The 25,975-nt window shown below is 72.5% G+C and carries 14 protein-coding genes; 10 read left to right on the top strand and 4 right to left on the bottom strand.

Features of this window, described 5'->3' with window-relative positions; all coding sequences use genetic code 11:
* Window positions 1–2 precede the first annotated feature (2 nt).
* The 7 genes from A3CQ_RS51450 (at window position 3) to A3CQ_RS0104455 (ending at window position 16,223) form a co-directional block, all read left to right on the top strand.
* Complete coding sequence (locus A3CQ_RS51450; protein ID WP_051115131.1) at window positions 3–5,888, top strand: type I polyketide synthase; 5,886 nt, start codon at window positions 3–5, stop codon at window positions 5,886–5,888.
* Window positions 5,885–11,806: a type I polyketide synthase gene (locus tag A3CQ_RS60475; RefSeq protein WP_020509715.1), complete on the top strand. Its 5,922-nt coding sequence runs from the start codon at window positions 5,885–5,887 to the stop codon at window positions 11,804–11,806. Before A3CQ_RS51450 ends, A3CQ_RS60475 begins: the two co-directional genes overlap by 4 nt.
* A gap of 27 nt (window positions 11,807–11,833) precedes the next feature.
* The gene (locus A3CQ_RS0104475; protein ID WP_020509714.1) at window positions 11,834–12,358 is read left to right on the top strand and encodes a hypothetical protein; all 525 of its coding nucleotides are present in this window, start codon (window positions 11,834–11,836) and stop codon (window positions 12,356–12,358) included.
* Window positions 12,359–12,518: 160 nt separating this feature from the next.
* Complete coding sequence (locus A3CQ_RS0104470; protein WP_020509713.1) at window positions 12,519–14,891, top strand: sensor histidine kinase; 2,373 nt, start codon at window positions 12,519–12,521, stop codon at window positions 14,889–14,891.
* On the top strand, window positions 14,888–15,301 hold the full coding sequence (locus tag A3CQ_RS0104465) for a roadblock/LC7 domain-containing protein (RefSeq protein ID WP_020509712.1): 414 nt from the start codon (window positions 14,888–14,890) through the stop codon (window positions 15,299–15,301). Before A3CQ_RS0104470 ends, A3CQ_RS0104465 begins: the two co-directional genes overlap by 4 nt.
* Window positions 15,291–15,656, top strand: coding sequence for a DUF742 domain-containing protein (locus A3CQ_RS0104460; RefSeq protein ID WP_020509711.1), 366 nt, complete (start codon window positions 15,291–15,293; stop codon window positions 15,654–15,656). The genes A3CQ_RS0104465 and A3CQ_RS0104460 overlap by 11 nt, the downstream gene beginning before the upstream one ends.
* 9 nt (window positions 15,657–15,665) lie before the next feature.
* Window positions 15,666–16,223 carry a GTP-binding protein gene (locus A3CQ_RS0104455; RefSeq protein WP_040431311.1) on the top strand — a complete coding sequence of 186 codons (558 nt, stop codon included), beginning with the start codon at window positions 15,666–15,668 and terminating at the stop codon, window positions 16,221–16,223.
* Here the strand turns inward: A3CQ_RS0104455 and A3CQ_RS0104450 are convergent.
* Both A3CQ_RS0104450 and A3CQ_RS0104445 read right to left on the bottom strand, forming a co-directional pair.
* Window positions 16,206–17,600 carry a tryptophanase gene (locus A3CQ_RS0104450; protein ID WP_040431309.1) on the bottom strand — a complete coding sequence of 465 codons (1,395 nt, stop codon included), beginning with the start codon at window positions 17,598–17,600 and terminating at the stop codon, window positions 16,206–16,208. The two genes, A3CQ_RS0104455 and A3CQ_RS0104450, sit on opposite strands and share 18 nt — an antisense overlap.
* A gap of 16 nt (window positions 17,601–17,616) precedes the next feature.
* Window positions 17,617–18,630 carry a tryptophan dimethylallyltransferase family protein gene (locus A3CQ_RS0104445; protein ID WP_020509708.1) on the bottom strand — a complete coding sequence of 338 codons (1,014 nt, stop codon included), beginning with the start codon at window positions 18,628–18,630 and terminating at the stop codon, window positions 17,617–17,619.
* A gap of 442 nt (window positions 18,631–19,072) precedes the next feature.
* On the opposite strand from A3CQ_RS0104445, the gene idi reads away from it, so the two are divergent.
* From idi to A3CQ_RS0104430, 3 genes are all read left to right on the top strand, one after another.
* On the top strand, window positions 19,073–19,654 hold the full coding sequence (gene idi / locus A3CQ_RS0104440) for an isopentenyl-diphosphate Delta-isomerase (protein ID WP_020509707.1): 582 nt from the start codon (window positions 19,073–19,075) through the stop codon (window positions 19,652–19,654).
* A 99-nt stretch (window positions 19,655–19,753) separates the two neighbouring features.
* Entirely contained in the window at window positions 19,754–20,365 is a 612-nt protein-coding gene (locus tag A3CQ_RS0104435; RefSeq protein WP_026205293.1) for a hydrolase, read from the top strand.
* 111 nt (window positions 20,366–20,476) lie between these two features.
* On the top strand, window positions 20,477–22,348 hold the full coding sequence (locus A3CQ_RS0104430) for an ABC transporter ATP-binding protein (RefSeq protein ID WP_020509705.1): 1,872 nt from the start codon (window positions 20,477–20,479) through the stop codon (window positions 22,346–22,348).
* 7 nt (window positions 22,349–22,355) lie between these two features.
* Here A3CQ_RS0104430 and A3CQ_RS0104425 read toward each other — a convergent pair whose 3' ends face one another.
* Both A3CQ_RS0104425 and A3CQ_RS0104420 read right to left on the bottom strand, forming a co-directional pair.
* A complete protein-coding gene (locus A3CQ_RS0104425; protein WP_245576987.1) occupies window positions 22,356–24,566 on the bottom strand; it encodes a putative bifunctional diguanylate cyclase/phosphodiesterase in 2,211 nt (736 codons plus the stop codon).
* Window positions 24,567–24,800: 234 nt separating this feature from the next.
* Window positions 24,801–25,913: a zinc-binding dehydrogenase gene (locus tag A3CQ_RS0104420; RefSeq protein WP_040431306.1), complete on the bottom strand. Its 1,113-nt coding sequence runs from the start codon at window positions 25,911–25,913 to the stop codon at window positions 24,801–24,803.
* Window positions 25,914–25,975: the final 62 nt, after the last annotated feature.

The following is a 25,975-nucleotide window of genomic DNA, read 5'->3' as shown; positions in this document are numbered from 1 at the left end:
CCATGGATTCGATCGCTGTCGTCGGGGTGGCCGCCCTGATGCCCGGGGCGCGCGACACGACCGAGTTCTGGCGCAACATCGTCACCGGCCGGGACCTGATCACCGAGGTGCCGCCCGGCCGCTGGCCCGCCGACGGATTCTACGATCCCGACCCGGCGACGCCGGACACGACCTACAGCAACCGCGGCGCCTTCCTGCCGGAGATCGAGTTCGACGCCCTCGCCCACGGGCTGCCGCCGGCCACGCTCGGGGCCATCGACCCCGCCCAGCTGCTGGGCCTGACCGTGGCCGACGCGCTGCTGGCCGACCTCGGCCGGAACCTGGCCGTCCCGCTCGATCGGGAACGCGTGAGCGTCATCCTCGGCAGCTCCACGCTGAGCCGGGTCGGCACGATGGACGCGCGCATCCAGCGGCCGCTCTGGCGTGCAGCCCTGCTCGCACATGGCCTGGAGGAGGACGAGGCGCTGGCGATCTGCGATCGGATCGCCGAGCAGTACGTGCCCTGGCAGGAGGACTCCTTCCCCGGCCTGCTGTCCAACGTCGTGGCCGGCCGGATCGCGAACCGCCTCGACCTGCACGGCACCAACTGCACCATCGACGCCGCCTGCGCCAGCTCGCTCGCGGCGGTGGCCGCCGCGGCCAACGAGCTGGCCCTGGGCCAGGCCGACCTGGTCGTCACCGGCGGCGTGGACGCGACGAACAACCCGCTGATGTACGTGTGCTTCAGCAAGACGCCGGCCCTTTCCCCGACCGGCGACGCGCGCCCGTTCGCCGCGGACGCCGACGGCACGCTGCTCGGCGAGGGCCTGGCGATGCTGGGTCTCAAGCGCCTGGACGACGCTTCGCGGGCCGGGGATCGGATCTACGCGGTGATCCGCGGGCTCGGCACCTCCTCGGACGGGCGGGGCGGGGCGATCTACGCGCCGATGGCCACCGGGCAGGCGCGGGCACTGCGGCGCGCGTACGAGTCCGCCGGGTACGGCCCGGAGACGGTGGGCCTGGTCGAGGCGCACGGCACCGCGACCCGGGCCGGGGACGCCGCCGAGTTCGAGTCGCTGCGCCGCGTCTTCGGTTCGGCCGGGCGGCCCGACAAAGGCTGGTGCGCGCTCGGCAGCATCAAGTCGCAGATCGGGCACACCAAGGCGGCGGCGGGCGCCGCCGGTCTGGTCAAGACGGTGCTGGCGCTGCACCAGCGGACGCTGCCGCCGACCATCAAGGTGGGTTCGCCCAACCCGGCGCTCGGCATCGAGGACAGCCCGTTCTACCTGAACACGGTCGCGCGTCCGTGGACGCGGCGGGCCACCCACCCCCGGCGCGCGTCGGTCTCCAGCTTCGGCTTCGGCGGCGCCAACTTCCACGTCACGCTGGAGGAGTACGGCGGCGACAACTCACCCGCCCTTCTGCGTGCCGGGGCCGGCGAGCTCGTCCTGCTCAGCGCCGGGTCACCGGCCGACCTGATCGGGAGCGATCATTTCGACGCCGGCGATCCGCACCGGCTGGCCGTGGTCGCGAGCGACGCCGACGACCGGCGCGAGAAGCTCGACCGGGCCGCGGAGATGCTGGCCCGACGGCCCGGCGAGCCGTTCGCGCTGCCCGGCGGCGTCTTCTACGAGCGCGGACCGGCCGATCCCGGGCGGATCGCGTTCGTCTTCCCCGGCCAGGGGGCTCAGTACGTCGGGATGGGCGCTTCGCTCGCCCTGGCGGCGCCGGAGGCCCAGGACGTGTGGGACCTGGTGGCCGGCTCCGAGCTGGCCGACATCGTCTTCCCGCCGCCGGTCTTCACCGATGAGCAGCGCGCGGCCCAGGAGAAGCGGCTCACCGACACGCGCTGGGCGCAGCCGGCGCTGGCCGCGCACAGCCTGTCGCTGCTGGCGCTGGTCACCTCGATCGGGCTTGTGCCCGACTGCGTGGCCGGGCACAGCCTCGGGGAGCTGGTCGCGCTCCACGCGGCCGGCGTCCTGGACGCGGAGAGCCTGCTGCGCCTGGCCCGGCGCCGGGGCGAGTTGCTGGCGCGGATCGACACCGAGCCGGGCACGATGCTCGCCGTCGAGGCGGACGCGGAAGCAGTGGAATCGGCGATCAAGGAGGCGACCGATCCGGAGGTGTGGATCGCGAACCGGAACTCGCCCAAGCAGACCGTCGTCTCGGGGACCGTGCCGGCGATCGAGGCTTTGCAGTCACATTTCGCCGCCAACGGCGTCACCGCGCGCCGGCTCGCGGTTTCCGCTGCGTTCCACAGCCCGCTGATGCGGTCGGCCGAGGCGCCGATGCACGAGTTCCTGGCGACGCTCGACCTGGCCACACCCCACATCGACGTGTACGCGAACGAGGACGCGACGGTCTACGAGAAGTCGCCGGCGGCGATCCGGCGCGCTCTCGCCCGGCATCCGGGTGCGCCGGTCCTATTTCAAGATCAAATCGAGGCCATGTACGCGGCCGGCGTGCGCACGTTCGTCGAGGTGGGCCCGTCGGCCGTGCTCACCGGGCTGATCGGGCGGATTCTCGGCGACCGGGCGCACGTCGCGGTCGCTCTCGACCGGCGCGGCCGGGACGGCGTGACCGCGTGCTACGAGGGTCTGGGCCGGCTCGCCGTCCACGGCGTCGCGATGGACCTGACGAAGTTGCCGGCATCGGGCGACCCGGCGCCGGAGGCGGAGCCGCCGCGGATGCCGATGCGCGTCAACGGCGCCGGCTACGTCGCGCCCCGGGTCCCTCCGACGCAGATCCCAACCCCATCGACCTTTACGGAGCCCGCCGCCCCGATGACCGAGCATCCGATGACTCCGCCGCCGATGACCCCGCCTCCGATGACCCCGCCTCCGCCCGGTCCCGAGTGGCTGGCCGCGATGCAGGAGATGCAGCGCCAGACCGCCGAGGCGCACATGCACTTCCAGCGCGTTCTCGCCGACTCGCACCAGGCCTTCCTGCAGATGGCCGAGAACGCGTTCGCCGCCCTCGCCGGACAGCCGCCGCGGCCGGGGCAGCTCTCCCGGCCGCAGTTCACCCAGCCGGCGCAGTCCCTCCAGCCGGCGCAGTCCCTCCAGCCGGCGCAGTCCCTCCAGCCGGCGCAGTCCCTCCAGTCGGTGCAGTCCCTCGAGCCGGTGCAGTTCCTCCAGCAGGCGCCGCTGCCGCCGGCGCCCGAGCCGCGTTTCGAACCGCGTTTCGATCCGGCACCGCCGCCACCACCGCCACCGCCGCCGCCGGTCGCGCCGGTCGCGCCGGTCGCCGCCACCGAGCCGGTGAGCCTCGCGCTGCTGCTGTCCGTGGTCGCCGACAAGACCGGGTACCCGGTGGACATGCTCAACGGCGGCATGGACCTGGAATCCGACCTCGGCATCGACTCGATCAAGAAGGTGGAGATCTTCGCGGCGGTCCGCGAGCGCGCCGAGGGCCTGCCGGCCACCGATTCGGCCCAGATGGCCCGGCTGTTCCAGGCGCGCACCCTGGACGACGTCATGCGCGGCATCACCACCGAGCCGACCACTCCCGGGCTGCCTCGATTACAGGTCCAGCCGGCCGCCGCGCCGGCGTGCGGGCTGGCACTGGCCGGCCTGGGGGACGGACCGGTCACCGTCGTCGACGGAGGCAGCGGGCTGGCGGCCGCCGTGGTCGAGCAGCTCCGGACGCACGGCATCACCGCCACCGCCGAAGACAAGCCGGCGGCCGACGCGTACGGCGTGATCCTGCTCGGTGGTCTGGCCCCGGCGACGGAGGCGGGACCGGCCGCCAGGCATGCGTTCCAGGCGGCTCGGGCCGTCGCGGCCGGCATGACCGAGCGCGGCGGCGTCTTCGTGACCGTGCAGGACACCGGCGGCTGCTTCGGGCTGACCGACCCCGATCCGCAGCGCGCCTGGCTCGGCGGTTTCGCGGCGCTCACCCGGACCGCCGCCAAGGAGTGGCCGGAAGTCGCGGCCAAGGCCATCGACTGCCAGCGCGGCGACCGTGGGCCGGGGGAGGTGGCCGCCGCCATCGTCACCGAACTGCTGACCGGCGGGCCGACCCTCGACGTGGGCCTGCGCGCCGACGGCACGCGCTGGACCCTCGGGGAAACTTCGGCGCCGCCCGCCGCCACCTCGCCGATGACCGGGGAGCCGGTCCTCGTCGTCAGCGGCGGCGCCCGCGGCGTCACTGCGGCCGCCCTGCTCGCGCTGGCCGCGACCTGCCGTCCACGCATCCTGATCCTCGGCCGCACGATCCTCGCCGACGAGCCCGGGCATCTGGCGCCCGCCCGCGACGAACCGTCCCTCACCCGCCTCCTGGCCGAGCACGACCGGACCGCCACGCCGGCCCAGTTGACCGCCGAGGCCCGCACCATCCTCGCCCGCCGGGAAGTACGCGCGACGCTCGCCGGTCTCGAGCGGGCCGGGGCGACCGTGCGGTACGCCCGGGTCGACGTCACGGACCGGGCCGCTCTCGACCGCGAGCTGACCCGGGCCCGCCGGGAGTGGGGCGCCGTCACCGGGCTCGTGCACGGGGCCGGAGTCCTGGCCGACAAGCGCATCGCCGACAAGACCGACGACCAGTTCGACCGGGTCTACGCCACAAAGGTCGCCGGGCTCCGCGCCCTGCTCGACGCGACCGCCACCGATCCGCTGGACCTGCTCTGCCTGTTCTCCTCGGTCGCGGCCCGCTTCGGCAACCCCGGGCAGTGCGACTACGCGATGGCCAACGAGGTGCTCAACCAGGTGGCCCTGGCCGAGCAGCGGCGGCGGCCGTCGGCCCGGGTCCGCGCGATCGGCTGGGGACCGTGGGAGGCGGGCATGGTCACCGCGGCCCACGCCGCCCAGTTCCGGAACCTCGGCGTCCCGCTCATCCCCCTCGACGCGGGCGCACACGCCTTCGTCGCCGAGCTGAGCACCCCCGGCGACGCGGTCCAGGTGCTGCTCACGGGCGGCGACACCGGCCGCGACGGCACGGGCCGCGATGGCGCGGGCCGCGATGGCGCGGGCCGCGATGGCGCTGGGCGCGGTGGCGCTGGGCGCGGTGGCGCTGGGCGCGGTGGCGCTGGGCGCGGTGGCGCTGGGCGCGATGGCGCCGGGCGCGATGGGACTGGGCGCGATGGGACTGGGCGCGATGGGACTGGGCGCGATGGGACTGGGCGCGACGGCATCGCCCCCTATGCCGGCCGGGCACGATTTGCGGCCGAGGCGGCGGTCGACGCGCGCACGCATGGCTTCCTGGCCGACCACGCGCCGGCCGGCGTGCCCGTGCTTCCGCTGGCCATGGCGGTGGAGTGGTTCGCGGCGGCCGCGCAGGCGCGCTACCCGGGCCGCCCCACCGCACTGGCCGACGTCCGGGTTCTCCACCGGATCGAACTGCCCTACCTGGCCAACGGCGGTCACCGCTTCACGATCGAGGTCACCCCGGCCGACGACCTGCGGCTCGGCAACCACTACCGGGCCCGGCTCGCCGCCTCGGAACGGCCGCGCGTCTGGGTCACGCCGGCCGCGATGGAGACCTTGGCCGAGCCGGTCTATGACTCGGCCGCGCTGTTCCACGGTCCACGGTTCCAGGTGTTGCGACGGGTGGAGGGGCTGTCCCGGGAGGGCGCCGCGGCGCAGGTCGTCGGAGTGCGGGCCGTCGACTGGCCCGACATTCCCTGGTGGACGGACCCCGCCGCGATCGACGGCGCCCTGCAGACCGCCGTCCTCTGGGCCCGGCACGTCACCGGCCACGCGACACTGCCCATGAGCGTCGGCGCGATCCACGTCCACCGCCCCGGACCGGCGCCGGCGACGGTGCGGTGCCTGGTGCGCGCCGCGGGCGTGGCCACCGACGAGACCCGCTGCGACATCGCGTTGCTCGACGAGGACGGAGAGGTCCGCACCGAGTTGCTCGGCGTCGGCCTCATCCGGCGGCCCGACCTGCCACCGGCGGCCCGCACGTGAGCGAGCCCATCGCGATCGTCGGCCGCGGGTGCGTGCTGCCCGGAGCGCTGAGCCCCGAGCAGTTCGGGGACAACATCGCGGCCGGCCGGGTCGATCTCGCCGCGGTGCGGCCGGAGGACTGGCGACTGCCGCCGGGCTCCCTCGCCGCCGGCGCGACGGCCGGCCTGGTCCGGGGCTTCACCGACGTCTTCGACCCGAGGGACGCCGCCGAGGCGGCCTTCGATCCCGCGCTGCAATGGGTGGTGCACGCCGGCCGGGCCGCACTGCGCGAGGCCGGTGACCACGCGAGCCCGGCCCGCACCGGGCTGATCCTCGGCAACCTTGGCTACCCGAGCCGGAGCCTGGCCGCGTACGCCGAACGGATCTGGCGGGACGGCCACCCCGGCGACCTCGACCCGCGGGACCGGTTCTGCTCGGGCCTGTGGGCGCACACGGCCGCGAACGCCCTCGGGCTCGAAGGCGGGTCGCTCGCCCTCGACGCGGCCTGCGCCTCCGCGCTGTACGCCATCAAGATCGCGTGCGACCGCCTGCACGACGGCACGGCCGACCTCATGCTGGCCGGCGCGGTGAGCGGCTGCGACGGGCTGATCATCGACTCCGGGTTCCGGGCCCTGGGCGCGCTGAGCCCGTCCGGTCGCAGCCGGCCGTTGCAGCGCGGCGCCGACGGGCTGATCCCGGCCGAGGGCGCGGCCCTGCTCGCCTTCATGCGGCTCCGCGACGCCGTGGGCGCGCACGTTCCGGTCCTCGGCGTTGTGCGTGGCATCGGCCTGTCCAACGACGGCCGGACCGGCGGATTTCTCGTGCCCTCGGAGGAAGGCCAGATCCGGGCCATGCGTACGGCGTACCGGGCGGCCGGCTTCGGTCCGGAGACGGTGGAACTGCTGGAATGCCACGCCACCGGCACCCCGATCGGCGACGCCGTGGAGGCCCGCTCGACCGCCCGGTTCTTCGGCCGGCGCCCGCAGCCGCTGCCGATCGGCTCGGCGAAATCGAACGTCGGCCACCTGCTGACCGCCTCCGGCGCGGCCGGACTGCTGAAGCTCCTCGCCGCGATCGAACGGGGGATGCTCCCGGCGACGGCCGGCGCCGCCGACCCGATCGACGAGTTGCGCGGCGGTCCGCTGCGGCTGCTCCAGGCGAACGAACCCTGGACGGGGGCTCGGCGGCGCGCGGCGATCAGCGCGTTCGGCTTCGGCGGCAACAACGCGCACCTCATCGTCGAGGCGTACGACGGCGGGGAAAGGTTTGTCGCCGCGATGCCGGACCACCCGGGACCGGCGGAGATCGCGATCGTCGCGATCGGAGCTCGCGTCGGCGACACCGACGCCGATGGGCTCCGCGACGCTGTGCTGAGCGGACAGCCGCCGGGCGCGGCCCCCGACAGCATCGAGGTCGCGCTCGACGACCTGCGCTACCCACCGCGCGACCTCGGCGAGACGCTCGGCCAGCAGATCCTCGTGCTCGAGGCCGCCCGCGACGCCGTCCGCGGCCTCGACCTGCCACCGGAACGCACGGCCGTCCTGGTGGGAATGGGCTGCGATCCCGAGATCGCCCGTGCGCCCGCCCGCGTGCGCCTCGAGGCCGGCGACGAGCTCAGTCCGCCGCTGACCGCCGCCCGCGTCCTGGGCGCCATGGCGAACATCACCGCCAACCGCGTCGGCGGGCAGCTCGGCCTCTCGGGACCGGGCTTCGCGATCAGCGCCGAGGAAGCCTCCGGGATCGAGGCGCTGGAACTGGCGGCCCGGGCGCTGCGGGCCGGGGAGGTCGATGCCGCGCTCGTCGGCGCGGTCGATCTCTCCGACGAGCCCGTGCATCGGGCCGCCGTGACCCAGCTCGGCCGGGCCGGGGAGCCGGTCGACGCCGCCGTCGTCCTCGTGCTCAAACGCCGCGACGACGCCCGGCGCGACGGCGATCAGATCCTGGCCCTGATCGACCCCGAGAAGCCGGTCGGCTCGTTTCCCGGTGGCCTGTTCGGCGCGCCCCACGCCGCCGCCGGGCTGCTCGACGTCGCGGTCGCTGCCCTCGCGCTGCGGCACCGGGTCCGGCCGCGCGCGGGACAACCCGCTGAGCCCGACCCCGGCGCGACGACGGCCGACGTGGTCACGCCCGTCCTCGGTGCGCCACCGGCCCGGATCCGCCTGCGCGCCGCCGACGCCGCGCCGTGGGCGCCCGGTCCCCAGCCCCGGCTGCACCTCTACTCGGGGGCCGACCGAGCGGGCGTATCGGCCGCCGCCTCGGCCGGGGACGAGAGCGACACCGGCCCGGCCCGCCTGGCCGTCCTGGCTCGCGACCCCGCCCACCTCGCCGAGCAGCTCGACGGCGCCCGGGCCTGGCTGCGCGGCGAGGCGTTGCGGCCGCCGGGCGTCGCCTTCCGCGAGACCCCGGTCGGCGGCGAGACGGCCTTCGTCTATCCCAACGGCGCGTCCTTCTACCCCGGCCTGGGCGCCGATCTCACGATCGCGTTCGCCCCGCTGGTCACGGGCGGGGACCACGACGGCCGTACGGGATCGGAGCTCCTCGACCAGATCCTTGCCGTCGGCTCGCTCGCCGGCCTGCACACGAGGATCTCCCGGGAGGTCCTGGGCATCGAACCGCAGGCCGCGCTGGGCTTCTCGGCCGGGGAGTCGGCCGCCCTCGTCGCGCTGGGGGCCTGGACCGACGTGCCCGGCATGGTCGCCGACGCGCGTGCCGACGGACTGTTCGCGCACGATCTGAGCGGCGAGCTGCGGGCGGTCCGCCGCTTCTGGGAGCGCCACGGCATCCCCGGCGAGCGCTGGGCCGGCTACCTCCTGACGGCCGACCCCGACCGGGTGCGGGACATGGTCAAGGACGAGCGGGCCGTCTACCTGTCGGCGGTGTGCGCTCCCGGCGCCTGCGTGGTCGCCGGGGAGGAAACGGCGTGTACGGCGTTCGCCGAGCGCTTCGACCCGGCCTCCCGCATCCGGCTGAATCTCCTGGTCGCGCACGTCCCCGAGGTGGTGGAGCTGCGCGACCGCTGGCGTGCCCTGCACCGGCGGCCCACGACGAGCGTGCCGGGCATCCGGTTCTACCGCGGCGCGACCGGCGATTGGTATCACCCGGCCGAGGAGTCGGCCGCCGACGCGATCACCGAGCAGATGATCGCCCCCGTCAACTTCCCGAACCTGATCGAGCGGGCCTGGCACGACGGCGTCCGCGTCTTCATCGAGCACGGACCGGCCGCCCAGTGCACCGGCTGGACCCGGCGCATCCTGGACGGCCGGGACCACGTCGCGGTGGCCCTGGACGCGGTACCGGGCCAGGGACTGTGGTCGCTGCACCTGGCCGTCGCGGAGCTGGCCGCCGCCGGCGTCGCGGTCCGGCACGACGCGCTCGAGGCCTATTTCGCGGAGCCCGCCGTCGGCCGGCCCGCGACGATCGTCCTACCCCGACGGCTCCCCGCCCCCATGACGGAGGAGTACGAGGTGATGGAGCCCGCCCCCGACCTCGCGCCGATGCCGCAGCCGTCGGCTGTCTCCGCCGTCTCGGTGGCGCTGGCCTGGCACGCGTCCGTCACCGCCGCCCATCGCCAATACCTGGAGATCCAGGCCACGGCGCACACCCGCTTCCTTCGCGGCCGGGCCCCGGCGCCCGCCACCCATCCGGGACCCACCTTCAACCGCCAAGAGCTCGAGCTTCTCGCGTACGGCCGGATCTCGGATCTTTTCGGTCCGGCGTTCGCCGGCCAGGACACGGACCGGCGGCAGACCCGGATGCCCGGCCCACCCATGCTGCTCGCCGACCGTGTCCTCGGGATCGACGCCGAGCCGGGCCGGATGGGCACCGGCGTCATCTGGACCGAGACCGACGTGCGCCACGAGTGGTACCTCGACCCCGCCGGCCGCATGCCGGCCGGACTGGTCGTCGAGGCCGGGCAGGCCGACCTGCTGCTGATCAGCTGGCTCGGCGCCGACCTGCACAACCGGGGCGAGCGGGTCTACCGCCTGCTCGGCAGCGACGTGACGTTCCACGGGCCGCCACCCCGGCCCGGCCAGACCCTCCGCTTCGAGATCCGGGTCGTCCGGCATGTCGGGCACGGTCCGATCCGGCTCTTCTTCTTCGAGTACGACTGCCGCGTCGGCGACGATCTGCTGCTCACCGTGCGCAACGGTCAGGCCGGGTTCTTCACCGACGACGAGCTCCGCAACACCGGCGGGGTGCTCTGGGACGCCCCTCGCCCGGACCTTGCCGCGCCGCATGTCGCTTTCGATGCCGACGCGGTCGCCGCCTTCGCCGAGGGTCACCCCGACCTGTGCTTCGGCCCGGGCTGGGAGACGACGCGCGCCCACGTGCGCACCCCACGTATCGGATCGGGGCGGCTGCGCCTGCTCGACGAGGTCCCGGTCTTCGATCCGGCCGGCTATCTCCGCGCCGAGACGGCGGTCCACCGCGACGACTGGTTCTTCGACGGCCACTTCCACAACGACCCCTGCATGCCCGGCACGCTCATGTCCGAGGCCTGTTTCCAGGCCGTCTCGTTCTTCATGGCCGCCTCCGGCCACACGATCGACCGCGACGGCTGGCGGTTCGAGCCGGTGCCGGGGCGGGCCGCCCGCATGCGCTGCCGCGGTCAGGTCACTCCGGACAGCCGCAAGCTGACGTACGAGGTGTTCGTCACCGAGATGTCGGCCGACCCGTACCCGATGGTCGTCGCCGACGTGCTGGTCACCGTGGACGGTGTGAAGGCCCTGCACGTCGCCGACTGCGCCGTGCGGCTGGTCCCGGACTGGCCGCTCGAGCACTGGCGGCACCTCGGGCCGCCGCTGGTGCAGCGGACCGCGCGGCCCGAACCGCTCCCGGCGCTCGGCGGGCTCGCCGGACACCGCGAGGCACAACCGGTGGCGCGGATCGGGGACCTGCCGCTCGACTACGCCTCGCTGCTGGCCTGCGCATGGGGCCGGCCGACGGACGGGCTCGGACCCATGGCCGAAGCATTCACCGGTACGCGCCGCGGACCGCGGCTGCCCGGCCCGCCGTACCACTTCATGAGCCGTGTCACCGCGGTCGAGGGCCCCTACCAGGGCATGGCGGCCGGCAGCGCGGTCGTCGCGGAGTACGACGTCCCCGGCGAGGCCTGGTACTTCGCGGCCGGCACCATGCCGGCCGCCGTCCTCATGGAGATCGCCCTGCAGCCGTGCGGATGGCTCGGCTGCTACGTCGGCAGCCCCCGGCAGATCGACGCCGAGCTGCTGTTCCGCAACCTCGACGGCGACCTCCGCGTCCGCCGCGAGGTGCGGCCGGGCGCCCGCGTCGTGCGCACCCGCGCCGAGCTCACCAGCGTCTCGCGGGCGGCCGGCATGATCATCGAAACCTTCCGGATCGAGTGCCACGCCGACGGTGAGCCGCTGCTCGACGGCACCGCCGTGTTCGGGTACTTCCTCACCACCGCCTTCGCCCAGCAGCCCGGCCTGCCCCCGACCCCGGCCGAGCGTTCGCGGCTCACCGAACCGTGCGAGAACCCGCCCGTGTTCCACCATCCCGCCGGCCCGATGCTCACGATGCTCGACCGGATCACCGGCTACTGGCCCGACGGTGGCGCGGCCGGTCTCGGGCGGCTTCGCGCCGAGAAGGACGTCGACGCCGGCGACTGGTTCTTCAAGGCCCACTTCTTCCAGGATCCGGTCATGCCCGGTTCGCTCGGCGTCGAGGCGATGTGCCAGCTGTTGCAGTGGTACCTGATGGACCGCGGCCCCGGCGGCGCGCGTTTCGGACCCGTCGCGCTCGACGAGCCGCTGACCTGGACCTATCGCGGCCAGGTGGTGCCCTCCGACCGTACGATCACGGTCGAACTGGAGATCCTCGAGATCCGCGACCGGACCGCGTTCGCCCGGGGCTGGCTGTGGGTCGACGGCCGCCGGATCTACCGCGTCGATCGGCTCGGCGCCCGGATGATCGCGTAGCGAAGGTCACCGGTACCCTTCGCCGTCGTGCGCGCGTTGTTCGTGATAGCCGCCGCCGTCCTGGTCGGCTTCCTCATCAGTCCCTTGTTGCATGCCGATGCCGCCTGCCCGTCCGCGCCCGTCGCGTCCGCGTCCACACCGGCCCAGGAGCGTTGGAGCGACGAGCAGGTCGCCAACGCGCGCACCATCGTCGCCATCGGCAACCAGCGGCGGGTGCCGAGAGAAGGCCAGGTGATCGCCGTCGCCGCCGCCCTTCAGGAGTCGCGCCTGCGCAACCTGCGGGGCGGCGACCGGGACTCCATCGGACTGTTCCAGCAGCGCCCCAGCCAGGGCTGGGGAACGCCGGACCAGCTCGCCGACCCGGCCTACCAGACCCAGAGGTTCTACGACAAACTGCTCCGCACCCGCGACTGGCAGAAGATGCGGGTCACCGACGCCGCCCAGGCCGTGCAGGTGTCGGCCTATCCGGGGGCGTACGCCAAGCATGTTCCGGCCGCCACCCGCCTGGTCGACACCCTGAGCCTCCCGGCCACCTGCACGGCCGAGGCCTGACCGCGGACCGCCCCGTCACGGAATGATCCAGGTCACACCGTCGAGAAAGGACGGATCTGGATTCGGCATCGATCGGCCGCTAGGGTGTGCAAGCCACATTGGCGGCGGGGGCCGCGTACGTGCGCGCTCACTGTCGAGCGCAGTCCAGATTGGATCGACTTTGTCGCCGACATCGGCCGAGTCCGCCATCGCGCCGGACGAGCCCACCAAGAGTCCGGCCCGCCGGCAGTCGATCAAGCGAAGGGTCGTCCGGCTGGTCCTCGTGCCCAGCGTGGTCGCCCTGCTGCTCTGGTTCACCGCCTCGGGCTACCTGGTCTTCCAGGGCTTCTACAACCGCGCCGTCGCCCAGTCCGTGCGCCAGGTGTCGATCCCCGCGGTCGCCGCGCTCTCCTCGATCCAGCAGGAGCGGCGGCTCAGCGTGGCGTACCTCGCCCGGCCCTCACGCGACCTGAGCGCCCTGCTCGACCAGCGCGGCAAGACCGACAAGCAGGTCGCCGACCTGCGGGTGGCGGCCGACGACGCGCTGGGCCTCGCCCCGGAGTCGATCAAGTCCCGGTGGCACACCCTGACGACGGTGCTGGACCAGTTGCCGAACACTCGTAGCGCGATCGACGCGCGGTCGATGACGGCGGCCCGGGCGTACGCCTTCTACAACAACGTGCTGGACTCGGCCACCGACCTGTTCGACAACCAGGCACGGGTGGTCCCCGACGTGACCGCGACCCAGGGCGGCCTCACCGCCACCGAGGTCTTCCGGGCCAGCGACCTGATGTCCCGCGCCGCGTCGGCGATGGACGGCGCGTTCGCCGCCCAGGCCCTGAGTCAGACCAACTACCTCCAGTTCGTCCAGCTCGTCGGGGCGTACCGCTTCGCCCTCGGTGACGCCGCCGCCCACCTCGAACCGGGGGCGCGCAAGCAGTTCGAGACGATGCAGGCGGGCGCGTCCTGGAAGCAGCTGACGTCGGTGGAGAACGCCATCGTCGCGGCCGGCCCGTGGCGATCGGGGGTCCCGGTCAGCATCTCGGCCGGCCGCGACAAGTGGAACTCGCTGACCGACGCGGTCTCCGCCGACCTGATCGGTCTCACCGTCGCCCAGGCCGACCAGGTCTCGGCCAAGGCTCTGAGCAAGGGCAACAATCAGCTGCTCACCGCCCTGCTCGGTAGTCTCGTGGCACTGGCCGTGGCGATCGGCGCGATCGTGTGGGCGGTGCGCCAGTCGCGGGTCCTGGTCGACCGCGCCCTCTCGGTGCGTCTGGCCCGGCTCGGCACCGACGCCGGCGAGCTGGTCGACCGGCGGCTGCCCGCGGTCATGGAGCGGTTGCGCCATCGGGAGCCGGTCGACCTGGCCACCGAGTTCGCCACCCCGGACTACGGCGGCGACGAGATCGGCCGCGTGGCCGAGGTGATCAACCGCTCGCTGCAGGTCGCGGCGGGCGCCGCGGTCGACGAGGCGAAGGCCCGCGCGGCCGGCACGGCGATGCTGATGGGTGTGGCCCGGCGTCCGCAACGCCCGCTGCAGCGCGGCCTCAAGGTCGTCGAGGACCTCCAGAACCGGATCGGCGACGAGGACCTGCTGGTCGAGCTGTTCGACATCCACCACCAGCTCAATCAGACCCGGCGCTTCCTGGAGAACCTGGTCATCCTGGCCGGCGGTCAGATCGGCCGGCGCTTCCAGAACCCGGTCGCGTTGCGCCGGGTGCTGCTCGCCTCGTTCGCCGAGGCCCGCAACTACCAGCGGATCACGCTGCGCGGCGCGGCCGACGTGGCGCTGGCCGGGCACGCGGTCGCCGAGGTCATCCACCTGACCGCGGAGCTGCTCGACAACGCGCTCGCGTTCTCCCCGCCCGCGTCGACGGTGTGGGTGACGGCGAACCAGGTCAACCACGGCGTGGCCATCGAGATCGAGGACGCCGGCGTGGGGATGAGCGCCGACGCCGTCGACAATGCGAACGCCCTGCTGGCGACCGCACCCACCCCGGACGTCACCGAGCTCAAGGACGGCGCCCAGGTCGGTCTGTACGTGGTCGCCGAGCTGGCCAAGCGGGAGGGACTGCAGGTCAGCCTGCGGCGCTCGGCGTACGGCGGGCTGCTGGCCATTGTGCTGCTGCCGGAGCGGCTGCTGGTGGCCGCGCCCGACCCGGTGGAGAGCGCTTCGTTGCCGGCCCGGACGGCGCCGAAGCCCGACCCACGCCACGAGACCGAACGGCCGGCCGCTCCCAGCATCGTCCCGGCGGCGAGCCGGTCGGCGGTGGGCCTGCTCGAACCCGAACCCGAACGCGCACCAGAGACACCAGGCGGCGCCGTGACCACACCCCCGCGCCCGGAACGGCCACCGCTGCCGCATCGGCGGCCGCAGCAGCATCTCGTGCCCGAGCTGCGCGAAGACGGCGCCGACGCGGGCGCCGCCCTGCCGGCCCGCTCCCCGGACGAGGCACGCAACCGGTTCGCGCGCTATCAGCAAGGCCGGAACGAGGGGCGGGCGGCCGGCCGCGACGACCAGAACACCGACGGCGAGCAAGGCGGGAACCCGTGACCATCTCGACATCGCAGAACGATCTGCCGTGGATGCTGGACGACCTCGTCGAGGTCCCGCACGTCGCCTCCGTGGTGGTGCTCTCCACCGACGGGCTGATCGTGCAGAAGTCCTCGGCCATGTCGCAGGACCTCGCGGAGATCCTCGCCGCCGGCGCGTCCTCGATGTACAGCGTCGCGGCCGGGACCGGGCGGCGGTTCGGCAGCGGCGCGGTCCAGCAGGTGATCATCGAGTTCCTGGACCACACACTGTTCATCGCGGCGGCCGGGCAGAACGCGCGCCTGGCCGTGCTGTGTGACCAGGAGGTCGACATGGGCATGGTGGCGTACGAGGTCAGCCGGCTGGTGACCCGGATCGGGGAGTATCTGGGCACCGCGGCCCGCCCCGCCGGGGACGGCTATGGCGTTTGACGCCTGGGACGGCGAGGACGAGTCGGCCGCCGGCCGGTTCGTGCCCCTGTACGTCCTGGTGAACGGGCGGACAAGCCCGCGCGACAGCCGGCTCGACCTGGCCACCCAGGTGGTGGCGCTGCCGGTGGACACCCGGCTGCTCGACCCCGAGTACCTGCGAATCGTGGACCGGTGCGGCAACTGGATCTCGGTGGCCGAGATCGGCGCGTACCTCCAGCTGCCGCTCACCATCGCCAAGGTGATGGTCGACGTGCTGGTGGAGCAGGGCTATCTGGGCGTCGGCTCGCCGGCCCAGCGCAAGATCGTCGATCGCCACCTCCTCGACTCGGTGCTCGCCGGGCTGGAACGGCTGTAGGAGCAGGACGTGGAACGCACTTCCGTCAAGATCGTTGTGGCCGGCGGATTCGGCACCGGCAAGACCACCCTGGTCGGCTCCGTCAGCGAGATCCCGCCGCTGACCACCGAGGAGGTCCTGACCGAGGCGAGCGTCGGGGTCGACGACACGACCGGCGTCGAGGGCAAGACGCACACCACGGTGGCCCTCGACTTCGGCCGCATCACGATCAGCCCCGACGTGGTGCTCTACCTGTTCGGCACGCCGGGCCAGGACCGGTTCTGGTTCATCTGGGACGAGCTGGCGCAGGGCGCCGTCGGCGCGATCGTGCTGGTCGACACGCGGCGGCTGGAGAGCAGTTTCCCCGCCGTCGACTACTTCGAGCGGCGCGGCGTCCCGTTCGTGGCCGCGGTCAACCGGTTCTTCGGCGAGTGCGCGTACACGGAGGACGAGATCCGCTCGGCGCTGGAGCTCACCCCCGAGGTGCCGCTGGTGTGGTGCGACGCGCGCGACCGCGGTTCCAGCAAGCTGGCGCTGATCGCGCTGGTCCGGCACGCGCTGGGCCGCTTGTCACCCGCCCGCGCCTAGCGGAGCCAGCCGTACCTTGAAGTGCCGCAGCAGCGGGGGAGTCGAGACGATGCGGTAGCCGCGGACGCGCTCGGGTTCCTTGGCTATGGCGCCCAGCGTGTCGGCCACGTACGCGAAATGTTCCTCGGTGTAGACCCGGCGGGGAATCGCCAGCCGGACCAGTTCGAACGGCGCCGGCGTGACCAGCCGGTACTGCTCGTCGATCGTGCCCAGGTAGAGCGAGCCCAGCTCGGCGCAGCGGATGCCACCCTCGAGGTAGAGCGCGCAACCCAGCGAGTGACCCGGGAACTCGGCCGGCGACAGGTGCGGCAGTAGGCGACCGGCGTTGAGATAGAGCGCGTGGATGCCGGCCGGTTGCACGGTGTCCACGCCGGCCTCGTTGATCATGCGGGCCAGGCGGGCGGTGGAGGCGGCGCGGGCGGCCAGGTAGGCGGGCTCCACCACCTCGCGCAGGCCCTGGGCCAGCCGTTCCAGGTCGTGCCCGGCGAGCCCGCCGTACGTGGAGAAGCCCTCGGTCGCGATCAGGTTGGCCTCGCACCGGGCGAACAGGTCGTCGTCGCGCAGCCCGATCAGGCCGCCGATCGCCGAAAGCCCGTCCTTCTTGAGGCTGATCACGCAGCCGTCGGCGAGCCCGAAGACCCGGGTCGCGATCTGCCGCGGCGTCCAGTCCGCGTAGCCCGGCTCCCGGGAACGGATCAGCCAGGCGTTTTCCGCGAAGCGCGCGCCGTCGAGGAAGAACGGGACGCCGAACCGCCGGCACAGCGACGCGACGGCCTCGAGGTTCGCCATCGACACTGGCTGCGCGCCGAGGCCGTTGTTGGTGATGGTCATCAGGACCAGGCCGACCCGGGGGCCGTCCGGACCGGCGAGGGTGCGTTCCAAGCCGGCGAGGTCGATGTCGCCCTTGAACGGGAAGTCGGAGTCCAGGTCGAGGGCCTCGGGGCAGGGCAGGTCGCGGGCCTCGGCGCCGGCGAGCTCGACGTTGGCGTGGGTGGTGTCGAAGTGGGTGTTGCTGATGCAGATCTGGCCCGGTTTCAGCAGGGTGGTGAAGAGGATCCGCTCGCCGGCGCGGCCCTGGTGCACCGGCAGCAGGTGGGGGTATCCCGTGAGGTCGGCGGCCTCGTCGCGGAACCGGAACCAGGAGCGGGCGCCGGCGTAGGACTCGTCGCCGACCGCGGCCGCCGCCTCCTGCGCGGCCGAGGTCGCGCCGGTGCCGGAATCGGAGAGCAGGTCGACCGTGATCTGGTCGGCCCGCAGGTTGAACGGGTTGTGCCCGGCGTCGTCGAGCGCGCGGGCCCGCTCCTCGGCCGAGAGGAACGGAATCGGCTCGACCACCTTGATCCGGTACGGCGGGGGAAGTCGGCGAGGATCGGACACGGTGGCCTCCTGGCGGTCAAGCGGCGAGGTGGGTGGGGGAGGCGACGCCGTACGCCTCGGCCGACAGGTAGACGGTGAGGCCGGGCCGGGGTCGCCCGAGCCGGAGCGCGACGTGCGCGATCAGCCCGGCGCCCTGCTCCAGCGGACGCCGGGCGACCGCGTCGATCGCGCGGTCGAGCAGGTCGTGGTCGAGGTCGTAGCGGCTCATCAGCTCGAGCACCCGCTCGCGTGCCTCGCGATCGTCGCCGACGTAGCCGCGGATGGGGACGTAGACGCTGTAGCCGGTCGGCCGGGCGAGGCCCTCGGTGAGCGTGTAGCTGCTGACCAGCGGCCGCCCGGTGAACAGCCCGACCCGCCCGGCGAGCGCGCAGAACTCGGCGACCTCGGCGGCGTGGACCTCGTCGACCACCGCGGCGGCGCGCGCGGCGTCCCGCGGCTGGGCGTCGTGGTGCGACACGTAGAGCTTGACCCGGGATTGCGGCCCGTCGTGCAGATCGAGCGCGAAGAAGCTGAGCCGGTCGAGGCGGCCGAGCTCGCCGGGGCGTGCGGCGTGGTCGAGCATCGCCCGGTAGGAAGCGGCCAGGCCGAGCCGGGTCAGCGCCTCGGCGACCAGGCCGGGGGAGCGGTGCACGCCCTGTGCCTCGGGGTTGAAGTAGACCTTGAACTCGGGCCGGCGGCCGCTGCGGAAGACCAGCGAGCACCACAGGGCGAAGGCGGCGTCCGGGCAGGCCGCCCCGAACAGGTCGCGGACCGCGTCCAGCCGGTCGGTGCGAAGCCCGTGGCGGGCGGTCTGCCGGTCGAGGAAGTCGTACGTGGAGGCCATGTTGGCGTGCACGCCGGGCGCGGCGTCGATCACCTCGGCGAGGATCCGCAGCGAGGGTGGCTCGGTCTGGTTCCAGGCCACCGAGAACTCGACCGGGGAATTGTCGTCGGCCACCTCGGACGGCCAGGCCGGCGATTTCGACAATGGGCGGTCGCCGTGCGGGCCGAGCAGATCCTTCAACAGTTCGGCCGGATCGCCCGGATCCATTCCGAGAACTTCGCAGAGGCGGCCCAATTGGCCGCCGATATGGTCCAGGACAGACAAGGCCTGCATTCATGACCCCTGTTTCGATCCGGCTGCCGTCGATCATCCACTGGGGGATTCGCGGTGTCCGTGGATGATCAGCCGCATCACGAATAGTGATCGAGCAACTACTCAATGTCGAGTGAGATGTCGGTCACACTCCGCGGGATCGCTGCGGGATCAATACATTGCGAAGGCAGTGCGACCGGCTTTAGGCGCATAATCCGGTCATTGTGACTACTGAAAGTTACTTGTGGTTTGTGCGAAGACGTGAAGTTTTCTCACCATGAGCACGGAGGGTGCCATCGACCGATGTGGACCTACCGGGCTAATCGCGCCCCTGGCGCCGCGCCCCGGGGCCGGTCTAATCTTCGGTCATCCCTCTATTCCGCGAGGCGGTTGCGCAATGGAACACGTCATTCTGCTCGACGAGTCGGGAAACGCGCTGGGACATCAGGACAAACGCACGGTGCACACCGCGTCGACCCCGCTGCACCTGGCGTTCTCCTGTTACATATTCAATGCCGACGACCAGGTTCTGGTGACCCGCCGCTCGCCGCGCAAGCTGACCTGGCCGGGCGTCTGGACGAACAGCGTGTGTGGCCACCCGCAGGAGTCCGAGCCGATGGTGGCCGCGGTCAGCCGCCGCGCTGCGTACGAGCTCGGTCTCGCCCTAGACGAGGTGCGGCTCCTGCTGCCACGCTTCCGCTACCGTGCCGAGTGGAGCGGCGTGGTGGAGAACGAGATGTGCCCGGTGTTCACCGCGTCGGTGAGCGCCGAGCCCCGCCCCCGCCCCGACGAGGTCGACGCCGTTCGCTGGATGGCCTGGCCGGCGTTCCTCCGCGAGGCGACCGCCGCGGGCTCGTCCTACTCGCCCTGGTGCCAACTGCAGGCCACCCTGCTGGCCCAACTGGGACCCGACCGTCGCGCCTGGCCGGCGGCACCATCGGCCGCGCTTCCCCCGGCCGGGCACGCGCTCGTTCACTGAGAGGCGCGGGGCCCAGCAGATCACCGGATTCTGGCGACGACGTCTCACCGTCTCGCCAGTGAACCTGAGTCCGGAATCTGCTGCCTGGAAGGGAGCCTCATGACCAGTGCCCCAGTGCGTGACCCGCTGGCCGACCATCTCATCACCCCGCAGAACGCGGCGTTCCTGTTCATCGACTACCAGCCGTCACAATTGGCCCTGGTCCGCTCGATGGATCACGCGTTGCTGCTCAAGAACGCCGTCTCCACGGTCCGGGCCGTCAAGACGTTCGGGGTGCCGGTCGTGCACTCCACCGTCAACGTCGCGAACGGCCAGGGACCGACGCTTCCGGGACTCGCCGGACTGCTCACCGACGACAAGCCGCTCGACCGGACCACGGTCAACTCCTGGGAGGACGTCGAGTTCCTCGACGCCGTCCGCGCCACCGGCCGCCGGAAGCTGATCATCTGCGCGCTGTGGACCGAGGTCTGCATGGCCTTCACCGCTCTGGACGCGCTGCGCGACGGATACGAGGTCTATCCCGTCGTCGACGCGGTCGGCGGCACCTCGCCCGAAGCCCACCGGGCCGCCCTCGACCGCGTGGTCCAGGCCGGCGGCCGGCCGATCAGCTGGGTATCGCTCGCCTGCGAGCTCCAGCGCGACTGGGCGCGGCAGGCCACCGTCCCGGCCATCGTCGAACTCGTCCTGACCGATCGCCTGCTCAAGGAATGACGGGCGTGTGAGCCGAGGGTCACGGTGATGCCGGTTGACCCGCCGGTCCCGACCGTGGCCTGATGGATCGCGGGGGCGTGATGCCGACACCGTGCTCGGGGGGCTGCTGACATGACCACTGCCGGGCCGGCCCGCCTGAACCGGGACATCGGCCGCCGTATAGTCCCGCTGTTCCGCCCCTACCGCGTACAGGTGGCCGTGGTCGTCGGGCTGATCATGGTGACCTCGACGATCGGCATCATCAACCCGCTGCTGATCGAGGCGGTGTTCAACAAGGCCCTGTTCGTCCCCGGCGGTCCGAACATCCGGCTGCTCGTCATCCTGGTCACGATCATGGCGATCGTCCCGATCGTCAACGGCGCGATCGGCATCCTGCAGACCTACCAGACCACCCGGGTCGGCCAGCTGGTCATGCGGGATCTTCGCGACCGCCTCTACTCGCACCTGCAGACGCTGTCGCTCGCCTTCTTCACCGGCACCAAGACCGGCGAGATCCAGTCGCGGCTGGCCAACGACGTGGGCGGGGTCCAGTCGGTGGTCACCACGGCCGCCTCCACGATCCTGGCCAACATCGTGATCTTCGCCTCGACCGTCGTCGCCATGATCATCCTCAGCTGGCAGCTGACCATCGTGGCGCTCGTGACCGTGCCGGTGTTCTTCTGGCTGACCAGGCTGGTCGGCGAGCGGCGCCGGCGGGTGGCGCGCTCGACGCAGGAGTCGCTGGCGGCGATGAGCGCCCTGTCCGAGGAGACCCTGTCGGTCTCCGGGGTGCTGCTGGCCAAGGTGTTCGGCAACCAGGCGCGGGACACCGCCCGCTACCACGAGGAGAACCAGCGCCAGGCCGGCCTGCAGGTCCGCCAGCAGATGATCGGCCAGGGCTTCTTCACGATCGTGCAGGTGTTCCTGTCGATCACCCCGGCCGCGGTCTACCTGGTCGCCGGGCTGCTGCTGACCCGCGGCACGGGTATCTCGGCCGGCACCGTGGTCGCGTTCACCACGCTGCAGACCCGGTTGTACTTCCCGATCGGGCAGCTGCTGCAGGTCTCGGTGGAGCTGCGCTCGTCGCTGGCCCTGTTCGACCGGATCTTCGAGTATCTGGACGTGGTGCCCGACATCGTCGACGCCCCCGACGCGGTCGATCTGCCGGCGATCGGCAGCGGCGGCCGGGTCGCGGTCCGGGAGGTCTTCTTCCACTACCCCGGCGCGCCGCAGGACGCCCTGAAGGGCATCAGCTTCGAAGCCGACCCCGGCCAGTTGGTGGCGCTGGTCGGCCCGAGCGGCGCCGGCAAGACCACCATCAGCTACCTCATTCCGCGGCTGTACGACGTCACGGGCGGTTCGGTGCGGATCGACGGCGCCGACGTCCGGGACGTCCGCCAGTCGTCGCTGGCCGCCGCGATCGGCTTCGTGACGCAGGAGAGCTACCTCTTCCACGACAGCATCCTGGCCAACATCCAGTACGGCCGTCCGGGCGCCTCCCGGGCCGACGTCGAGCAGGCCGCCCGCGAGGCGTACATCCACGATCGGATCATGGAGTTCCCGGACGGGTACGACACGATCGTCGGTGAGCGCGGTTACCGACTTTCCGGCGGGGAGAAACAGCGCCTGGCCATCGCGCGGGTGCTGCTGCACGATCCCCGCATCCTGATCCTGGACGAGGCGACCTCGGCGCTCGACACGGCCAGCGAGCGCGAGGTGCAGAAGGCCCTCGACTCGCTCATGGGCTCGCGGACCACGATCGCCATCGCCCACCGCCTGTCCACCATCGTCAACGCGGACGTCATCAACGTCATCGACGGCGGCCGCGTGGTCGAATCCGGCACCCACCGCTCCCTGCTGCGCGACGGTGGCCTGTACTCGTCGCTCTATCAGGAGCAGTTCGACGGCGGCAAGGTCCAATGGCGGTGCCCCGACGGCGACGTCATGGCCGACGGCACAGTCCGCCACCGGCAACCGCAGGCGGGAATCACCGGAGCCGGGTGAGCTTCTGTCACGCCGTCGGGACCGGAGTGTGGGCGGCCATCAGGGCGGCGCACTCGTCGGCCGGCATGGGTTTTGCCAGAAGGAAGCCCTGGCCGTACGGGAATCCCATGTCGCGTAGCCGGTTCAGCTGATCGCGGGTCTCGATGCCCTCGGCGACGGCTTTGAGGCCGAGGTTGTCGGCGAGTTGGGCTACCGCTGCGGCGATCGCGTGCCGGCCACGGTCGGCGTCGGCGGCGATGCCGTCGACGAACGACTTGTCGAGTTTGATGACGTTCGCCGGGAAGGCGCGCAGCAGGCTCAGCGAGGACTGGCCGGTGCCGAAGTCGTCCAGGGCGAGTTGGACGCCGAGGTCGTGCAACTGTTGCAGGGTCTGGTTGACCTGCGGGCCGTCCACGACGGCGGACTCGGTGACCTCGAGGACGAGGTTGCGTGGGGCGAGGCCGGTCTCCGCGAGAACGGCGGCGACCGCGCCGGCGAAGTCTGCCTCCCGTAGCTGCCGGACGGCGACGTTGACGTTGACGGCTTCGATCGCCCCGCCCGGGTGCTCGGCGCGCCATCGGGCGAGTGTCGTGCATGCCTCGCGGAGTACCCAGGCGCCGAGCGGCACGATCAGGCCCGAGCGCTCGGCGACCGGGATGAACGCGACCGGTGAGATGGGGCCGCGAACGGGATGGTGCCAGCGTACGAGCGCCTCGGCGCCGTGCAGCCGCTCGGTGCGCAGGTCGAAGACCGGCTGATAGAGCAGCCGCAGTTCACCACGGGCGAGGGCGTCGCGCAGCTCGCCGGCGGTGCGGGCGTGGTCGGTCATGTCCTGCCGCATCTGCGGGTCGTACCGTACCCACGTGGCCTTTCCGCCGTCTTTCGCGGCGTACATGGCGATGTCCGCATTGCGTAGGACCTCATCGGCGGACTCGCCCGGAGCGGCGGTCGCGACCCCGATGCTGGCGTGCAGCATGAGCTGGTGCTGGGCGGCCTGGACCGGCTCGCTCACGGCCCGCTGGGCGTGAGCGGCCGTCCGTTCGGCGTCGGCCGCGTCGTGGTGGGGGAGCAGGAGGGCGAACTCGTCCCCGCCGAGCCGCGCGGCCACCTCGCCTGGGCCGCAGATGTCGCGCAGCCGTTGCCCGATCTGGTGCAGGAGTTGATCGGCGGAGGAGGGGCCGAGCGTGTCGTTGATCATCTTGAAGTCGTCGACGTCGAGCATCAGCACGGTGGCGGGATCACCAGCGTCCAAGCGCTCGGTCAGGGCCACTCCGAACGCCGTACGGCTGGGAAGGCCGGTCAGCGAATCACTCAGCGCGAGCCGCTCCAGCTCGGCCTGCTGCCGGCGGATGCCGGCCAGCGCCGTGGTGTTCTCCCGAACCGTCAGGAGCTGCCTTGCCACCAGGATCGTCGCGATGAGCACCGCACCCACGATCACGGCTCGGCCGCGGGCGTCGAGATCCCGGGCCGAGACCGTGATGACCAGCGCCGCGACCATGGTCACCGCGAGATATTGCAGTGGATCGGCCAGAGATCGCCGGCCGACCCGCTCCCCGCGGCGTGCGGCGCCGGAATCGACCAGCGACTGCCGCAGGGCGCCCATGCACATCACCAGGCCGACCAGGGGATACCCGACCACCGACAGCAGCATCATGCCCATCGGGGTCCCACCCAGGAACACCACCACCGCGGAGAGCCCCACCACCGGGGTCACCGCGAGGATGGTCAGCGCCCCCTTGTCGATCCGTGCCTGCGGGCTGACCGCGGCCTTACCGAAGACGACCAGCGCGAGCAGGCAGCCGACGCCCACCGCCGCGGCCGTGGCTCGCACCACCACGGGTGTGCCGGCGGGCGCCGCATCGAGCAGGACGTAGCCGAAGTACACGGCGCCGGACACCGCCACGGCGGCACCGTCGAGCACCAGGCGGGTCCAGTCGGTCTTGTTGCGCTGGTTGAGCGGTACATGCCGGAACGCGAGCATCGCGAGAGTGAGACTGAGCAGCGTCGGGACCGCCTCGTAGAGCGGCATGCCGGTTTCGCCCCGGGCCGTGGCCACGATCGCGGCGACGGTGCTGAGAAACAGCGCGGCGGCCGAGTACGACCACAGGCGCCAGAAGGCTCGCTCCGGCCGGGGCGTGCGGTTGCCGCCGCTGGCCTTGTAACACGCAACCGTGGCGCTGAGCAGCACGACCGAGCCGCCGAGGTTGCCGAGAACGACGTCGCCGGGATGGCGTACCACCAGCCACACCGCTACCCCGGCGAGGGCGCAGACAGCGACAAGAACGGGGGCAAATCTGGCCCCGTAGGCACCGGGTCGGCCGGCGCGTTCGGCCGGGTCGGATCCACTCGTCATCGCTGCCTCTGCCACCTCGCGCGCTGGTGTGCCCTCCGAGCATCACATCGGCTGCGTGGCGGCTGCGCTGAGCGTGGCCGTAGAAGGACGTCAGAGCACAGAGGAGGGCCCTGCCGACGGTCAGGCCGGGACGATGATTCCGCGGCCGACCGCGCCGCCGATCAGGTCGCTCACCGCGTCGTCGATCCGGTCCAGCGGATAGTGCGTTCCGACGAGCTGGTCGATGGGCAGGCGTCCGGCCTGGTACAGCGACAGCAGCTTCGGCACGTCCACCTGGGGGTTGGACGACCCGTAGAGACTGCCGACCACCCGGCGCTCCCGCTGCACCAGCGGATTCAACGGAAGGCTCAGCTCCTGACCGGCCGTGCCGAGCCCGATCGCCACCAGCGTGCCGCCGGGTCGCAGCGCGTCGAAGCCCTGCCGCAGGGTGGCCGGTCGCCCGATCGCCTCGACGGCGTAGTCGAGTCCGTCGGCGGCGATGTCGGTCAGCGCCGCGGCCACATCCTCGGACCCGGCGTTCACCAGGTGCGTCGCGCCGAGCCGGGTGGCGGCCTCCAGCCGCTCGGCGACCATGTCGACCGCGACGATCGGGTACGCCCCGGCCAGCACCGCCCCCATCACGACGGACAGGCCGACCCCGCCCGCGCCGAAGACCACCAGGCTCTGCCCGGCGCACGGCCCGATCGCGTTGAGCACGGTGCCGACGCCCGTGATGACCGCGCAGCCGGTGATGGCGGCGATGTCGGCCGGCACGCCCGGCGGGATTTTCACCACGGCTCGTTCCGAGACGATCGCGTATTCGGCGAAGCAGGAGACGCCCATCAGGTGGTGCACGGTCGTCCCGTCCGGCCGGCGCAGGCGGGTGGTCCCGTCCTGGAGGCCGCCGGAGGCGGCATGGATGGCGCCGGACTGACACAACGCCGGTCGTCCGGTGAGGCAGTACCGGCACCGCCCGCAGCGGGGCCGCCACATCAGGCCGACCAGGTCGCCCGGCCGTACGGCGGTGACCTCCGCCCCGACCGCCACGACCTCGCCCGCGCCCTCGTGCCCCGGCACCAGGGGCATCCGGCTGGGCAGGTCGCCGATGAGGTAGTGGTAGTCGCTGTGGCACACGCCGGCCGCGTCGATCCGCACCAGCACCTCGTCGCGGGCCGGGTCGGCGAGGTCCAGCTCCTCGATGGCGAGCTTGGCGCCCGGTCGTTCGAGCACTGCGGCCCGGATGCGCCTCGTCATCGGCTCACCTGTCCAGAAAGTTTTCGTAATGCCCGCGAAAGTGTCGCAGTAGCGGGAGCATA

Origin of the sequence: Paractinoplanes globisporus DSM 43857 (genome assembly GCF_000379645.1) — a bacterium.
Classification (GTDB): Bacteria; Actinomycetota; Actinomycetes; order Mycobacteriales; family Micromonosporaceae; genus Actinoplanes; species Actinoplanes globisporus.
This window is presented reverse-complemented; position numbering and strand designations above follow the sequence as displayed.

What these genes read in the sequence shown, in the direction of transcription:
- A3CQ_RS0104460 (WP_020509711.1), top strand. Translation starts at nt 15,291, where the DNA reads ATGGCGTTTGACGCCTGGGACGGCGAGGACGAGTCGGCCGCCGGCCGG.
- A3CQ_RS51450 (WP_051115131.1), top strand. Translation starts at nt 3, where the DNA reads ATGGATTCGATCGCTGTCGTCGGGGTGGCCGCCCTGATGCCCGGGGCG.
- A3CQ_RS0104420 (WP_040431306.1), bottom strand. Translation starts at nt 25,913, where the DNA reads ATGACGAGGCGCATCCGGGCCGCAGTGCTCGAACGACCGGGCGCCAAG.
- A3CQ_RS0104430 (WP_020509705.1), top strand. Translation starts at nt 20,477, where the DNA reads ATGACCACTGCCGGGCCGGCCCGCCTGAACCGGGACATCGGCCGCCGT.
- A3CQ_RS0104435 (WP_026205293.1), top strand. Translation starts at nt 19,754, where the DNA reads ATGACCAGTGCCCCAGTGCGTGACCCGCTGGCCGACCATCTCATCACC.
- A3CQ_RS0104445 (WP_020509708.1), bottom strand. Translation starts at nt 18,630, where the DNA reads ATGGATCCGGGCGATCCGGCCGAACTGTTGAAGGATCTGCTCGGCCCG.
- idi (WP_020509707.1), top strand. Translation starts at nt 19,073, where the DNA reads ATGGAACACGTCATTCTGCTCGACGAGTCGGGAAACGCGCTGGGACAT.